11 protein-coding genes are annotated in these 15147 nt (G+C 61.6%); 5 read left to right on the plus strand and 6 right to left on the minus strand.

The features are described from left to right. Window positions 1-115: 115 nt before the first annotated feature. The 3 genes from VFL62_RS24540 to VFL62_RS24550 all read right to left on the minus strand — a co-directional run bounded on the left by VFL62_RS24540 (window position 116) and on the right by VFL62_RS24550 (window position 3297). Complete coding sequence (locus VFL62_RS24540; RefSeq protein ID WP_325174983.1) at window positions 116-1477, minus strand: TRAP transporter large permease; 1362 nt, start codon at window positions 1475-1477, stop codon at window positions 116-118. Continuing rightward, complete coding sequence (locus VFL62_RS24545) at window positions 1474-2142, minus strand: TRAP transporter small permease (RefSeq protein WP_325174984.1); 669 nt, start codon at window positions 2140-2142, stop codon at window positions 1474-1476. The genes VFL62_RS24540 and VFL62_RS24545 overlap by 4 nt, the downstream gene beginning before the upstream one ends. An 87-nt stretch (window positions 2143-2229) precedes the next feature. Further along, a complete protein-coding gene (locus VFL62_RS24550) occupies window positions 2230-3297 on the minus strand; it encodes a TRAP transporter substrate-binding protein (protein ID WP_325174985.1) in 1068 nt (355 codons plus the stop codon). Window positions 3298-3520: 223 nt separating this feature from the next. Here VFL62_RS24550 and VFL62_RS24555 point away from each other — a divergent pair, with 223 nt between their 5' ends. The 5 genes from VFL62_RS24555 to guaD all read left to right on the plus strand — a co-directional run bounded on the left by VFL62_RS24555 (window position 3521) and on the right by guaD (window position 12862). Next, window positions 3521-5575, plus strand: coding sequence for a hydantoinase/oxoprolinase family protein (locus tag VFL62_RS24555; RefSeq protein WP_325174986.1), 2055 nt, complete (start codon window positions 3521-3523; stop codon window positions 5573-5575). After that, a complete protein-coding gene (locus VFL62_RS24560; RefSeq protein ID WP_325174987.1) occupies window positions 5572-7257 on the plus strand; it encodes a hydantoinase B/oxoprolinase family protein in 1686 nt (561 codons plus the stop codon). The genes VFL62_RS24555 and VFL62_RS24560 overlap by 4 nt, the downstream gene beginning before the upstream one ends. 432 nt (window positions 7258-7689) lie before the next feature. Continuing rightward, window positions 7690-9120 carry a xanthine dehydrogenase small subunit gene (gene xdhA, locus VFL62_RS24565; RefSeq protein WP_325174988.1) on the plus strand — a complete coding sequence of 477 codons (1431 nt, stop codon included), beginning with the start codon at window positions 7690-7692 and terminating at the stop codon, window positions 9118-9120. Beyond that, entirely contained in the window at window positions 9117-11477 is a 2361-nt protein-coding gene (gene xdhB / locus VFL62_RS24570) for a xanthine dehydrogenase molybdopterin binding subunit (protein ID WP_325174989.1), read from the plus strand. The genes xdhA and xdhB overlap by 4 nt, the downstream gene beginning before the upstream one ends. A 32-nt stretch (window positions 11478-11509) precedes the next feature. Continuing rightward, window positions 11510-12862, plus strand: a complete 1353-nt coding sequence (guaD, locus tag VFL62_RS24575; protein ID WP_325174990.1) for a guanine deaminase — start codon at window positions 11510-11512, stop codon at window positions 12860-12862. 68 nt (window positions 12863-12930) lie between these two features. Here the strand turns inward: guaD and VFL62_RS24580 are convergent, their stop codons facing one another. From VFL62_RS24580 to VFL62_RS24590, 3 genes are read right to left on the minus strand one after another with little or no spacing between them, the layout of a single operon-like run. Then, window positions 12931-13602, minus strand: coding sequence for a flavin reductase family protein (locus tag VFL62_RS24580; RefSeq protein ID WP_325174993.1), 672 nt, complete (start codon window positions 13600-13602; stop codon window positions 12931-12933). Further along, entirely contained in the window at window positions 13602-14537 is a 936-nt protein-coding gene (locus VFL62_RS24585; RefSeq protein ID WP_325174991.1) for an urea carboxylase-associated family protein, read from the minus strand. The genes VFL62_RS24580 and VFL62_RS24585 overlap by 1 nt, the downstream gene beginning before the upstream one ends. A gap of 8 nt (window positions 14538-14545) precedes the next feature. Next, window positions 14546-14728, minus strand: coding sequence for a hypothetical protein (locus VFL62_RS24590; protein ID WP_325174992.1), 183 nt, complete (start codon window positions 14726-14728; stop codon window positions 14546-14548). Window positions 14729-15147: the final 419 nt, after the last annotated feature.

Below are 15147 nucleotides of genomic sequence, written 5' to 3' on the forward strand. Positions count from 1 at the left end.
TCTGCGACGCGATGGGTCTCGCGCGGCCCACAACCTCGCAGGCTCGCGGCACCATGGTCGACCTCAGCAGACATGAAATCGTGTCGTCGCGCTTGTGAGCTGAGGGCGCAGGCAACTAACGCGGCACGAGCACAAGCGCGAGGCTCGGGAACAACAACAGAATCAGAACGGCCAGCATGTAGACGCCGACGAAGGGCATCACCCCGCTGAAAACGTCGGTTATTGGCCCCGGCGTACGCCGCATGCCCTGCAGGACGTACATGACTGTGCCGTCCGGTGGGCTGATCATGGCGATCTCGATCAGCATGGTTACAATCACACCGAACCAGATCGGGTCATAGCCGAGAGATTTTACGACGGGAAACACCACCGGAATCGTCGTGATGATCATGGAGAAGCCCTCCATGAAAGTGCCGAGCGCAAGATAAAACCCGATGATGACCAGCATGATTGCCCAGGCCGGCAGCGGCAGAGCGCTCACGACTTCCGCCATCGACTGCGGCACGCGCAGTTGCGTCATGATGAAGTTCAGCATGTACGCACCGAACAGGATCAGGCCGAGCATCGAGGTGTTGCGCGCGGTCGCTTCCGCCGATTCCTGCAAAAGGCGGAAGCTGAGCTTGCGGGCGACGAGGGCAAACACGATGGCGGCCACCACGCCAAGTGCTGCGGCTTCGGTCGGCGTCGCGACGCCGCCATAGATCGTTCCGAGCACGATGAGTATCAATAGCGAGGTCGGCAGCAGGTCGACGAGGCTCTGCCATCTTTCGCGTGCGGTCGCCGGCGGGGGCGTTTCCTTGCTCGGCCGACGCATGCCGTGCACGAGAATGACGGCGAAAAACAGCAGGCACACGAGCGCACTCGGGACGATGGCGGCGATGTACATCTTGCCGACCGACGTCTCGGTCATGAGCCCATAAACGATGAACGTGATGCCGGGTGGGATCAGATTGCCGAGCGCCCCGCCGGCGGCGAGAGAGCCCAGCACCATGCGTTGGTTGTAAGCCGTTTTCTCGAAATAGGGCAGCGCGACCGACCCCATGGTTGCGGCGGTTGCCACGCTCGATCCCGAGATCGCCGAGAACACTGCGCAGGCGGCGATGTTCGTATGCAACAGGCCGCCCGGCCAGCGGCGCATCCAGACATTGAGCGCGCGATACAGTTGCTCCGAGAGGCCCGATCGCAACAGGATCTCGCCCATCAGCAAAAACAGCGGTACGGCTACCAGAACAAAGCTCGACGATGGTCCCCAGATCACCTGTCCCAGGAACAACCAGAACGGTCGGTCGGAGAAGATGAACCCGGATAATAGTGCCAGCGCTCCCAGCACGACGGCGATATAGACGCCCGATCCGAAGAACACGAGGAAGAGCCCGACCAGCATCATGATCTCGCCGGTCGGCAGCGCGGCGGCACCCTGGCTCGCCGCAAAAATAGCGATCGCAAGCAAAACCAGCAGGAAGAGGATGGCAATCACGGTTGATCGTCTCCAACGTTTGTACTGCGCGCCGTCGCCATGCCGACTGCCTCCAGCGCCTCCTGCGTTTCTTCCTGGTATCCGCGCGGACCAAGCAGTTTGTCGATCTCCGCGGCATCGCCGGCCGCGAGCAGGCAAACCACTTCGATCAGCAGAACGACGGCGAAAATCGCAAGCATCGTGATGCCGATGGCCCACAAGCCCTGGGGTATCACGAGCGGGATCGCCAATGCGCTGGTGTCCTTGGCGTTGAACAGGACACTTTCGTCGACCAGGCTCCATGCGCACCAGGAGAGGAACAGGGATAATGCGGCCAGGAGAAGCAGGGCAAACGCATGAAGATACTGACGCAGGCGGGGCGGCAGGCGATTAACCAATACGTCGATGCGAATGTGGGAGCGCGTCGCGAGCCCATGCGCCAGTCCCCAGGCGATGCCGAAGGCGAGCATGTAACTTGTGATCTCGGTGGTGGCGCTGGAGGAGAATCCGCCGAAGTTGCGACACAGCACGTCGATCGTAATGAACACGGCGCAAAGAATGAAATTCCAGCCGGCCACATAATTCATGAACGCGGCCAGTGAAGCCGCGGCTCGCCGCATCAATCGCGGAAACCTCAATCCGCCCGTCGCGATGCGGAGTTCACGTTCGTCTGCAGCACTCGACATCGAGCCGGAATTCTCCTTCATTCGTCCTTGCTGTCTCGACCTTCGAGGTCGACGTCATCTTGTCCGGGCGAGCTTTCGGCGCCGCTGTCAGTTTGCGGTGAATTTCAGTCCGGTGATCGGTGCAACCACCTCGTTGTAGACGTCCCCGCAACGCGAGCCACAGCGTTTCACCCATCCCGGAATGACCACGGTCTCGACAATCTTCTTGAGGGCGGCTTTGTCTTCCGGCGTCGCGTCCACAACCTTCAGCGGCTTGTCGGTGACAAGGGTGTGGATCTTGCAGGCTTGCGCATTCCCGGCATTGCAATCGAGACCATCCTGGGTGGCTTCCGCGCCGAGTTTCCATTGCGCGGGCTCGACTTCCTTCATCGTTCCCAGGATCAGATCTTTCGTCGGCTGGTCGAGCTTTTTCCACCACGCGATGTTGACGTAATAGGCCGCCACCGCCCATCCGACGGCGAGGTTATAGATGCTGGTCGTCACCTCGTACCACTTGGCTGCATTGCCCGAGCCGGTGCCGGTCACACCGCAGTCGGCAACGCCACGCTCGAGCGCGCTGTAAACCTCCGGAAATCCGATCGACACCGGCTGGGCGCCGATGGCGGTGACGAAGTCATTGAGCGAAGCGCCGAAGGTTCGGATCTTTCGGCCGCGGAGCTCGGCAAGGCTGGAGACTGGCTGGCGGCACCAGATGACTTGCGCGGGGAAGGGATACACGGCGATGATCTGGCTGCCGAACCTCTCCAGTTCCTTATTGGCAAGTGGCACCATTGCGGCTGCGGCCTGTCGCGCCTGTTCGATGTCCGGATGCAGGCCTGCCAGATCAATCCCGTCGAGGAAGGGAACGTCGCCGGAAACGGTTGAGAGTGGGGCGGCTCCTATGTCGACTTGGCCGGCGCGCACAAGGCGAAGGACTTCAGGGCCGTTCAGTCCCATCTCCGGCCAGGCCGAAAGCTTGACGTCGATTTGTCCGTTTGATTTGGCCTTCAGCCCGTCGCGCAGAATCGGCTGATCTACCCTGGTAAACTGCGGCTGCGTGCCGAAGGGTTGGGTCACGACCGTGATGGTCAGCTTTTGCTGCGCTGAAGCCGTCACTGCGGTTGCAAGCCACAATGCGGCAATTGCCGGCAGCATTCCATGACGTGAGGGTCTCACCTAGACTTCTCCTCCGCTCGCCGATTTCCTTTCTGCAATTTTCACACCAGCCGATCGACGGCGTGATCCGACGCTCCGAAAGTCCGTCGGCATCGACAATGCACGCTATCTAGGCAAAGCGCCTTTGGGAATGCCCTCCTAGCATGCTGGCGCGATGATCGGATCAGTGTAGGATTGTCTAAAGCGTTCACCGTGCATCGAATTCGGGGCAGTTCAAGTGACGATGAGGGAAGTTCCGCCGGTCAGGATCGGCGTTGATATCGGCGGCACTTTTACGGATCTGCAGATTTTTGATGCCCGCTCGGGCGCTATTTTTGGCTTCAAGACCCCGACGACGCCGGAAGACCCTTCGATTGGCCTGATGACCGGAATCAAACAGGCCGCGGATCGTTACGGCTTCACGCTCGCCGATGTAGGCTTTTTGCTCCACGGCACGACGATCGCGACCAACGCGATCCTCGAGCGCAAGCTTCCCAAAGCCGTGCTCGTGACCACGGCCGGATTCGAGGATGTTTTGGAGATCGGCCGCCACGTTCGCCGAGAAGTCTATGCGCTCAATCCGCCGCAGCCGCCGACCCTCATCGCGCGCGATCGCCGGATCGGGATCGCGGAAAGAGTGCGAGCGGATGGCAGTGTCGAGATGGCGTTGACGCCGGCCGGGTTGGAAACCCTCGGCGAGAGGATCGAAAAGATCGATCCGGCCTGCGTGGCCGTCTGCCTGATGAATTCGTACCTCAATCCGGAGCACGAGCAGCGCATTGCCGATTATCTTGCAAAAGTGCGGCCTGCGCTCAAAGTCTCCTGCTCGAGCGCCTTGAGCGCAGAGATCCGCGAGTACGAGCGCACCTCGACCACGGTGCTCAACGCGCTGTTGATCCCGGTGATCGCGGGATATCTCGACAAGCTCAGCCGGCGCATGGAAGCGGAAGGCTTCGCTCCGCGGTTGCTTCTGGTGCAGTCGAACGGGGGGGTATGTTCGGCAAGGACGGCTGCGCTGGAGCCGGTGCGTCTTCTGCTGTCGGGGCCGTCGGGCGGAAGCGCGGCCTGTGCGCTATTGAGCGCGGTTCTCGGGGAAGACAATCTCATCGGCGTCGACATGGGCGGGACAAGTTTCGACGTTTCCGTCGTGCGCAATGGGCGGGTCAACGTCGTCATGCAAGGCGAGGTCGACCGCATGCCGGTGCGCATCCCGATGGTCGAAATCCGCGCCATCGGTGCCGGCGGCGGCTCGCTCGCCAAGGTGGCGAACGACAAGCGGCTCACAGTCGGGCCTGAAAGTGCCGGCTCGCGGCCAGGCCCTGCCTGCTATGGTCGCGGCGGCACCGGGCCGACCGTCACCGACGCCAATGTCACGCTTGGCCGCCTTGACGGTGAAAAATTCCTGGGCGGCGGAATGCGTCTCGATCTCGAAGCCGCGCGCACTGTAGTCGATACCGAGGTCGCCAAACCGCTCGGTCTTTCGGTTGAGGCGGCGGCGGAGGGATTGCTGGCGGTTACCAACGCCAATATGGGCGCCGCGATCCGCTTATCGTTGTTCGAGAAGGGGGTCGATCCGCGCGAGTTCACCATGATCGCCTTTGGCGGTGCCGCCGGGCTGCACGCGGTTGCGGTCGCGGATGAGACGGGAATTCGCCGCGTCGTCTTCCCGCAAAATGCCAGCACGTTATCCGCCTACGGCATCCTCCATTCGGATCTGATCCATGACCTCGTTCGTTCGCGCGTTCTCGACGCGAAGCCCGAGCACCTCGGGATCATCGAGCCTCTCCTGGAAAACCTTCTCGCCGACGCGCGGGCAAGGCTTGAAGCCGACGCCATCCCTGAGAACGAGCGTCACATCGAGCTCGCGGCTGATATGCACTACAAGGGGCAGGCGTTCGAACTTACGGTTCCGTTTCGCTCGTTGCGGCTCGACGAGCCGGCGTTGTCGACACTGATCGCCGATTTTCACGATCTGCATTGTCAGCGTTTCTCTTATTCCAATCCGGGATCTGCCGTCGAGATCGTGTCGTTGCGCGCTTCGGCCATCGGCCGCCTCGCCAAGCCTGCAGCGAAACCGCCGCCGGTGCCAGATGGCGGCCGCCCCGCCGGGGCACGCAAGGTCTGGCTTGGCGGGCGGTGGCGAGATATCGCGGTCTGGAATCGTGACGATCTTGCGGTGGGCACCAGCGTCAGGGGGCCGGCCGTAATCGAAGAAGCCTATACGAGCGTCCTTCTGGCCGAGGGATGGACGTGTCGGCGCGAGACGAGCGGCCACCTTGTAGCGGGGAGGCAGGAATGAATGTGAGCGTGGCTGACGTCGCGATTTCGCCGATAGAGCTCGAGATCATCTACAACGCTCTGACCGCAGCGGCCGCCGAAATGGACGTCACCGTCTGGCGCACGAGCCGCTCGACGATCGTGCGGGAACTGCTCGATTATTCGACCGCGATCTTCGATCGCGACGGCTGGAACGTCGCGCAGGCCGCACGTATCCCGAGCCACCTCAATTCGATGAGCTATTTCCTCACCGAGATACTGGCTCGTCACATTCCGCCGGATCGGTGGGGCCCGAACGACATCGTGATATCCAACGATCCGTACTGCGGAGGCCAGCATCTGCCCGATATCGTCGCCTTCAAGGCGGTGTTCCGGGACGGCCGCCGTATCGGGTTTGTCGGAACGCTGTGCCACCATCTCGATGTCGGGGGCTCATCGCCTGGCAGTTACGGATCGAGCGCCACGGAGATTTTCCAGGAAGGCCTTCGCATACCGCCCGTGATGCTTGTCGAAGGCGGCAAGCTCAATGAGCCGATTCGCGACATCATCCTGCAGAATGTTCGCCAGCCGGACATTCTATGGGGAGACCTGCAGTCGCAGCTCGCCTCGCTGCATATCGGCGCGGCAAGCGTGGAGCGCCTCGCAGCAAAGCTCGGACAAACGCGTTTCGAAGCGGCGCTCCGTCAATTGCTCGATCGATCCGAGGCTGCCATGCGGGCGGTGATTGGCCGCATCCCCGATGGTAGCTACGAATTCGAGGATCATATCGATGATGATGGGATATCGGATGCGCCGCTGCGTATCCGTGCCAAATTGACGGTGCGGGGAGACGAACTCACGGTCGATCTGTCCGGCTGCAGCCCGCAGGCGATGGGGCCAAGTAACGCAACGCTGTCGTCGACGTGCTCAACGGTATTCTATGCGCTGATTGCATCCGCCGACGTGCCGATCGCGGCGAACGCAGGCTGCTATCGTCCGGTCAAGATCGTTGCCCCGCCGGGCTTGTGTGTGAGCGCCGTCGCGCCGGCTCCCGTCGTGCACCGTATTGCCATCGGCCATCGACTGGCCACGGTGTTGTTTGGAGCCCTGCATCAAGCCGTCCCGTCGCGCATGCCGGCCGCCTATTACGCGGTGTCCTACGTCGTCACGTTACAGACCATCGATCCCGAGCTTGGCCGTCGGGTTTTGGTTGAGATCGAGGTCGGTGGTGCCGGAGCACTGCCCGACTCGGACGGTGCCTCGGCACTGTCGTTCGGCATGCACAACAATGCGAACATTCCGATGGAGATGATCGAAAGCGACATGCCGGTGACCTTCCTTGGCTACGGGCTGTTGACCGATACCGGCGGTCCCGGCCAGCGACGCGGTGGCTTGGGTCTTTGGCGCGAGTGGCGGATCGATTGTGCGATGGCGCAGCTTTCGACCAATCTCGATCGTTTCAAGTTCCGCCCCTTCGGTCTGGCCGGCGGCGGGCCCGCAGCGCCGAGTGCGCTGTACTTGGTCCGCGACGGTCAAACGCAGGCGCTACCGTCCAAGGTTACGAACATGATGCTGAAAAGAGGGGATGTCGTTCGGCTCGAGACGTCGGGTGGCGGCGGCTTCGGCGAAGCCAGATTGCGTGCGCGGGAGCTTGTCGAGCGCGACGTCCGGCTCGGCTATGTCAGTGCCGCGGCCGCAAAGGACAGCTACGGAAAAAACGGCTGACTATTCGCGCGGCGCTGGACAGAATCGTTTGTCAAGCACGCCGCGTCATTTTCGTATCCAGTCTGCGCGGAAGACCTACAGAGTTCACGGCTGATGCCGGCATGTGATGGCGATCCGTGCGGCTTGCGCCTGCCGCGGCGAGCTAGCTTCGTGATACCCAGCAGATCAATCTCGTACTTGGCGATGCCAAGGACTTCGGCATCTTCTTAGCAAGCGGGCCAGCTTCCGTGGTCGAGTTGCGCACGAGAACAACATTCGTGCCTAAAGCCTAAGCACGGCTGGTTCCCACCCACACCGACAGTTGCTCCATTATCTATCGGGACGGGATCAAGAAACAACGGCCTCCGTCGCGGGACCGCCGATCCCCTCGATGGCTGGACCCGTCGAACGATATTGCTGTCATGCGGGCCGCAGGTGTGCCAAGATTTGCGAATGGCTATTCATTTCCTTCTTAACGGGGTCTTGCGCCGTGTCACCGACGTAGCTCCGGCGACGACTGTCCTGCGGTACTTGCGCGAGACCGAGCGCATGATCGGCACCAAGGAAGGCTGCGCCGAAGGCGACTGTGGTGCCTGCACGATCGTTGTTTGCCGGCTCGAGGACGGGCAACCGGCCTATCGCGCGATCAACTCCTGTCTCTTGTTGGTTCCCCAGCTCGATGGGGCAGCGGTGTTCACGGTCGAGGGCCTGACCGCTCAACGCGATGAACTGCATCCCGTACAACAGGCACTTCTGGAAAACGACGGCACCCAGTGCGGATTTTGCACGCCGGGATTCGTGATGTCGATGGCTGCCTTCCAACAGGGCGGCGAGCCGGCGACCGACGACAACATCCATGAGATGCTTTCGGGTAATCTTTGCCGCTGCACCGGCTATCGCTCGATCGTCGCGGCCTGCCGTCGCCTGGAGGCCGACACCGCCGACGCCGATCGGCGGCCGTTGTTGGAGCAGCCCTCCGCGCTGGAGGCGCTGCCGTCCTGTGCGGATTACAGGGATGACAACCTGATCTTTTTGACACCGCGTTCGCTCGCCGAGCTCGTTGAGGTCGCGAGAGACTACCCTGATGCACAATTCCTCGGCGGCGGTACCGATCTCGGTCTGCTCTTCAGCAAGGACCACAAGCAGCCAAGAGCTCTCATCTCCACTTCCCGCGTACCGGAACTGAAGCGGATTGAGGTTGGAGCGGAGACCATCCAGATCGGTGCAGCAGTGACCTATTCCGAGGCGCTGCCATACCTTGATGAGCACGTTCCAGAGTTCGCAGACCTGGTGCGCCGCATCGGGTCGCGGCAGATCCGCAATCTCGGTACCATCGCCGGCAACCTTGCGAATGCCTCGCCGATTGGCGATACGCCGCCATGCCTGATCGCACTCGAGGCAATGCTGACGTTGCGATCGGCGGCCGGCACGCGCCGCGTATCGGTCGAAAGTTTCATCACGGGCTATCGCAAGACCGTGCTGCAGCCGGGCGAATTCATCGAGACCATCCACGTGCCGCGCCTTCGGGCGAACCAGCGCTTCTTCGCCTACAAGATATCAAAGCGTTTCGATCAGGATATCTCGACGACGATTGGCGCGTTCCGGATTGACGTGCAAAATTCGGTCGTTCGCGATTTGCGCGCGGTGTTTGGCGGAATGGCTGCGCAACCGGCCCGCGCGGTTTCGGCCGAGAAGGCTTTGACCGGACGACCGTGGACGGCTGAAACGCTTGCCGGCATCGACGCCGAGGTTGCGCGCGATTTCTCGCCAATTGACGATCATCGCGGCAGCGCCGCCTACCGATTGCGCGCCGCGGCCAATTTATTCCGTCGGCTTCAGCTGGAAACGACGACCGAGGCACCGCTGCGCCTGGAGCTGCTATGAACGAACCGATCCTGCGATCCATACGGGGTGGCGCACATGCGCCGGTTCGCCACGACAGTGCCGTCGGCCATCTGACAGGCCGCGCGCTTTACGTCGATGACGTGCCGGTTGTGCCGGAGACATTGCACGCTGCGTTGGTGCTCAGCCCGCATGCGCATGCCCGCATTCGGCAGATCGACCTGTCGCGCGCGCTTGCTTGCCCCGGCGTCGTTGCTGCGATCGTCGCGGCCGACATTCCGGGGAAAAACGACATCGGTCCGATCCGCAGCGACGAGCCGCTGCTTCCCAAGGACGTCGTCGAATATGAAGGCCAACCGGTCGTCGCCGTAGCCGCGGACACGCTGGATCATGCCCGGGCGGCAGCGAAGCTCGTCAAAATCGACTACGAGGTGCTGCCCGCTGTTGTTTCGTTGAACGAAGCGATCGAGCGCAAGCTCTATGTTTCGCCGCCGCAGACGATGCAGCGCGGCGATGTGGAAGCAGAACTAAAAGGTGCTCCACACAGGCTCTCAGGGGAATTTGCCTGCGGTGGCCAGGATCATTTCTATCTCGAGGGGCAGGTTGCGCTGGCGGTGCCCGGCGAAGGGCCTGACATGGTGGTCTATTCATCGACCCAGCATCCGACCGAGGTGCAGCATGGGGTGGCGCACCTGCTCGGGCTGCCCTTCAACATGGTGACCGTAGAAGTCAGGCGGATGGGCGGGGGCTTCGGTGGCAAGGAAAGCCAGGCGACGATGATCGCTGGGATCGCCGCGGTGCTCGCCCGCAAGGCCGGAAGGCCGGTCAAGCTCAGACTTCCGCGCGACGATGACATGCGTGCCACGGGCAAGCGCCATCCGTTTCTCTTCCGCTATGACATCGGCTTCGACGGTGACGGCCGAATCCTGGCCCTCGATCTGATGCTCGCAGCCAACGGCGGCAATGTAGCCGATCACACCCCCGCGGTGATCACCCGCGCGCTTTGCCACGCCGACAACGGCTACTGGCTGCCAAGCCTCAGGTTCGTCGCCTTGCCGTGCAAGACCAATACCGTGTCGAACACAGCGTTTCGTGGCTACGGTGGACCGCAGGGAATGTTTGCGATCGAGACGATCCTCGACACCGTGGCGAGGCGCCTCGGAATACCCCTCGAGGAGCTGCGGCGGCGGAATTTCTACGGCATTGGCCGCAATGACGTGACGCCGTACGGCATGAAGGTCGAAGACAACATCCTCGAGCGCATGACGGACGAACTGGAACGTACCGTTGACCTCGCCGGCTGGCGCGAGGAGGTTTTGGCGTTCAACCGCGTAAGTCCCGTCATCAAGAAGGGGCTCGCGACAATGCCGATCAAGTTCGGCATCTCGTTCAACCGTCCGGCGCTCAACCAGGCCGGCGCGCTGGTCAGTGTCTACACCGACGGAAGCGTGACGCTCAATCACGGCGGCACGGAAATGGGGCAGGGCCTGTTCATCAAGGTGGCGCAGGTCGTCGCCGAAGCCTTCCAGATCGATATCGAGAATATTCGCGTTTCGGCGACCACGACCGCCAAAGTCCCCAATACCTCGCCGACGGCGGCATCATGCGGCTCCGATCTCAATGGCATGGCGGCTCTCAATGCCGCCGAGCAGATCAAGGGACGGATGACCGCGATCGCGGCGAACCATTTCGACGTGCCCGAAAGCGAGATCCTTTTCGCTGCAAACCGGATCTATGCGGGAAACCGCAGTCTGTCGTTCAGCGAACTTGCGCTCCTGTGCTGGGATCAGCGGGTATCCTTGTCGGCAACGGGATATTATCGCACGCCAAAGATCAATTGGGACTTTCAAACCAACACGGGACGGCCGTTCTACTACTTCGTCTACGGCGTGGCCGCCACCGAAGTCGCGATTGACACGCTGACAGGCGAGATGCGGGTTCTGCGCGCCGAGCTCTTGCAAGACTGCGGCAAGTCGCTCAACCCGGCGCTCGATCTCGGTCAGATCGAAGGCGCTTTTGTGCAGGGCATGGGCTGGCTTACCACTGAAGAACTGTGGTGGGACAGTGCCGGGCGGCTCAAGACCCACGGCCCATCCACCTATAAGATTCCCGGCAGCAGGGACGTGCCGCCGCGCTTCAATGTCCGCATATTGAGCGATGCGCCGAACGCCGAGGCGACGATCTTCCGTTCAAAGGCGGTCGGTGAGCCGCCGTTGATGCTGGCTATTTCTGTATGGCTCGCGATCCGCGACGCGATCGCTAGTCTCACCGACTATAAATTGGCGCCGTCTCTCGATGCTCCTGCAACTCCTGAGCGGATTCTTTCAGCCATTGTCGATATCCGTGCGCGGGCCGATCGGTCCGCTGACGGAGGTGCGGTAAGCGCTTCATCTCGTTGAAGCCGCGAGCGGGGCCGCGGGTAGGGGGCGAATTGAAAAATCGCGACACAAGACCGCCGCCAACCGCCATTCGTGGTCCCGTTCTGACTTTCACGGGTAATCCATTCACCCATGGAGTTGAAAAGACCGCGGTATACGAACCCGATGCCATCGTTGCGATGGCAGACGGCCGGATTACCGATTTCGGCCCGGCACAAATCGTCGGTCGGCGCTTGCCCGCCGGAACCGAGGTGAAGAACTACGGCCGGGACTCGCTGATATCGGCCGGCTTCATCGACAGCCATGTCCATTTTCCTCAAACACCCATGATCGCCGCGTATAGCGAGCAGCTGTTGGATTGGTTGACGGATTATGCGTTTCCGACCGAGCTCAAATACGCCGACAAGGAGTTCGCCCGATCGGTGGCGCGCGTTTTCCTGCGGGAAAACCTGCGCAATGGCATCACGACCGCGTGCGTCTATTGCACGGTGCATCCGCAGTCGGCGGAAGCCCTCTTTGAAGAGGCCGAAGCGCTTGGCCTGCGCCTCGCGGCCGGCAAGGTGCTGATGGACCGCAATGCGCCCGCCGCGCTGCTCGACACCCCGAAGACCGGCTATGACGACTCCAAGGCGTTGATCGCGAAGTGGCACGGTCGCGGGCGTCTTATGTACGCCGTCACGCCGCGATTTGCGCCGACCAGCTCACGCGAGCAATTGGAAGCCGCAGGCGCACTCTGTCGCGAGCATCCCGAATGCTATCTGCAGACCCACATTTCCGAGAACAAGAACGAGATTGCCTGGGTCAAGGAGCTCTTTCCCGAGCGCAACGGCTATCTCGATGTCTACGATCACTACTCATTGTGCCGACCACGCGCCATTTTCGGCCATGGCATCTACCTGAGCGACGAGGAAATGCAGGTCATGCATCGGACCGGCTCGGCGATTGCCCATTGTCCGACCTCCAATTTCTTTCTCGGCAGCGGCTGCTTCAATATCGGGCGCGCTGTGCGTCACGATCGTCCGGTGCGCACCGGCATCGGCACCGATGTTGGCGGAGGCACCTCATTTTCAATCCTTGCCACCCTGAATTCGGCCTACAGCGCCGCGCAGTCCAATAGTTATCGCCTATCGGCCCGCCACGCCTATTATTTGGCGACGCGAGGGACGGCGCACGCCATGTATCTGGAAGACCGGATCGGCAGTATTGCTGCGGGTATGGAGGCGGACATTGTCGTGCTCGACATGAAATCGACGCCGCTCATCGAGTACCGGATGCAGTTCGCCGAGAGCTTTGAAGAAGCGCTGTTCATTCAGATGACGCTTGGCGATGATCGCGCGGTGCAAGCGACCTATGTCGCGGGCGAGTTGAGATACGCTCGGGATTCTGCACAGATCACCGCCTCATGAAGGGATGGCGATCCATATCATAGATTTGCGGGTGGTCGCCGGCCACCGGTGAACGGACTTACGGGCCATCACACAGGGTGATTGGCGTCGGCAGGCGACAGGTCATCCAGACTCGGGGTCAGCATCTCGAAACGGTCGCGGATGGTCGAACACGTGTTGCCGCCCAGTCTTGCGATCGCGTCCAGCTTGGCGGGGTCGATATGCAGCCGATCGGCATCGACCACGTCGGAATGATAATGCGCGAACAAGATCTCACCCATGATGATCTGGCGTGACTTGCCGAGTTCAAGCGTTACGTGACGGCGACATTCGAATGCTGCCGGGGCTTCCTTGATCCACGGGGACGCCACCGTCTTGCCCGGCATCGCGGTGAGGCCAGCCACCTTCAATTCGTCGCGTTCGGGCGGAAACGGTACGCCGCACACATGCATCGCTTCCGCAATCGTATGTGAGACGATGTTGACCGTGAACACCTCGGTCAGGCGGATGTTGAGACCGGTGTCCTTGAAGCGCATGTCGGGGTGGTTTTCGACTCCGAGCGCCAGGATCGGCGGATCGGCCGACAGGCAATTGAAGAAGCTGAACGGTGCGGCATTGACGCGGCCCTGCAAATCGACCGTCGTCACCAGCGCGATCGGACGCGGCACCACGGTGCCAATCATCAGCTTGTACTTCTCGCGCGGCGACAGCGCGCGGAAGTCGAAGGTTACGTCATGCGGTTCGGGCGTCGCGGCGTCCATCATTTGCTCTCGATCGCCGGCGCGCCGGCATGCGCGTTCAAGAACCGCTCTTCCCACCACGAGAACAACAGGTCCCGCAGCGCGGCCGCATCGTCCTCGCCATAGATGTCGGTGCGCTTGACTGCGTTGAAATCGGCCAGTTCGTCCGCAGACAACGTCACCGCCAATTCGCTGATGCGGATCGGCGTGTTCGGGAATTCGGACCGGTAGGCGGGATCTCGCCGCAGCTCGCGATCGGCCTTGATGACGGGATTGCGGAAATCCTTCGGCGTGCGCTGGCTTTTCAGAACCGGCGTCTTCGGTACGCGCGCCAGCTCTTGTTCCGTCGCTTCGAAGACTGTGAGCTTGAGCGGTTTCAGCGCAAAATTGCTGGTGCGCATCACGTCTGCGCCGCAGACGTTCGGCACCGCCAGCACATCCATCAGCGCGAGCAGGTCCACATGATCGCCAGGCTTCGTCGTCTGGCGCGTCATATAGGCGTGGCCGTCCTGGTCGACGCCGGTGCACATGAACAGGTTGAAGGAATCGTGCACGTCGTCCGGCGTCAGACCGTATTCGCGCTGCGCCTCGGCCTGGATGTCGTGGCAGTTGGTGTGAACCGCGAAGCCATAGGCCGCCTCGTAGACGTAGGCGCTGCAACGGGGGAACAGGACGTCATTGCGGCCGACCGTGTCCTCAAGAATGTAAAGCATGGCCCGCTCGCGCGGCGGTGCCGACCACATGAAGGTGCCTTGGCTCGGATGAAAGCCGTGCACCGTGCGGGTACGCCCGCAATGCATGAACTCCTTGTAGTCATGCAGGTTGAAACAGTTGAAGTCTGCGCACTGTCCGCCTTCGACCTGCTCGATGCGCAGGATCTGCCCCTTCAGAAGCTCGATTGCTTTGCCGGTGCCGGGCTCCAAAACATGTTCGAACAGTATTTTCCGCTCGCTCATCGCCGCACTCATCGCAATGGCTCCAGATCGCTCGGCTTCGCCGCTGTCTCGGCCTTTCGCGCAGCGGCGTACTCGCGGACGGCAAGACGCACCAAGGCGGCGCGGTCCGGTGCGACGCCTTGCGCAACGGTGCGGTCGATCAATTCAAGCTGCTGCTGGTTAAGCTGCAATTTGATCAGGTTTTCCACCATTTAACCGCCTCCCCAAGCGGCACCGAAGCAAATCTTGTATACAGATTTGGCGCAAACGCCGCGACTCCTGCCATCCAGTTTGGCGCATTATCTGCGGATTCAGGGGCTGATCGAGCGCAAACTTTGGGCGTTGGATTGCCGCTTATTCGCGCGCCACGGCTAATTTTTCCGCATTCTGTGTACAGTTTGCGATGATACCGTACACGAGATTTCGGCCGGTCAACGCCGACTGGAACCACCTCGACAGCACCCCTTCGCGGAATACTGGGCGGACCATTGATGAGCAAGAAATCCACCCGCGTCGATCTGGCTTGCCAGGCCCTGCGGCAGGCGATCATCGAGCAGGCGCTGCCTCCCGGTACCAAGCTGCCGGAGGACGAACTCGGTCTTCGTTTCGGTATGAGCCGGACGCTGGTGCG

Source organism: Bradyrhizobium sp., assembly GCF_035701725.1.
GTDB lineage: Bacteria > Pseudomonadota > Alphaproteobacteria > Rhizobiales > Xanthobacteraceae > Bradyrhizobium.

Excerpts from the sequence above, each read along its gene's own strand:
- VFL62_RS24545 (WP_325174984.1), bottom strand. The coding sequence starts at position 2,142 with ATGTCGAGTGCTGCAGACGAACGTGAACTCCGCATCGCGACGGGCGGA.
- VFL62_RS24555 (WP_325174986.1), top strand. The coding sequence starts at position 3,521 with ATGAGGGAAGTTCCGCCGGTCAGGATCGGCGTTGATATCGGCGGCACT.
- VFL62_RS24560 (WP_325174987.1), top strand. The coding sequence starts at position 5,572 with ATGAATGTGAGCGTGGCTGACGTCGCGATTTCGCCGATAGAGCTCGAG.
- xdhA (WP_325174988.1), top strand. The coding sequence starts at position 7,690 with ATGGCTATTCATTTCCTTCTTAACGGGGTCTTGCGCCGTGTCACCGAC.
- xdhB (WP_325174989.1), top strand. The coding sequence starts at position 9,117 with ATGAACGAACCGATCCTGCGATCCATACGGGGTGGCGCACATGCGCCG.
- VFL62_RS24580 (WP_325174993.1), bottom strand. The coding sequence starts at position 13,602 with ATGGACGCCGCGACGCCCGAACCGCATGACGTAACCTTCGACTTCCGC.
- VFL62_RS24585 (WP_325174991.1), bottom strand. The coding sequence starts at position 14,537 with ATGAGCGAGCGGAAAATACTGTTCGAACATGTTTTGGAGCCCGGCACC.
- VFL62_RS24590 (WP_325174992.1), bottom strand. The coding sequence starts at position 14,728 with ATGGTGGAAAACCTGATCAAATTGCAGCTTAACCAGCAGCAGCTTGAA.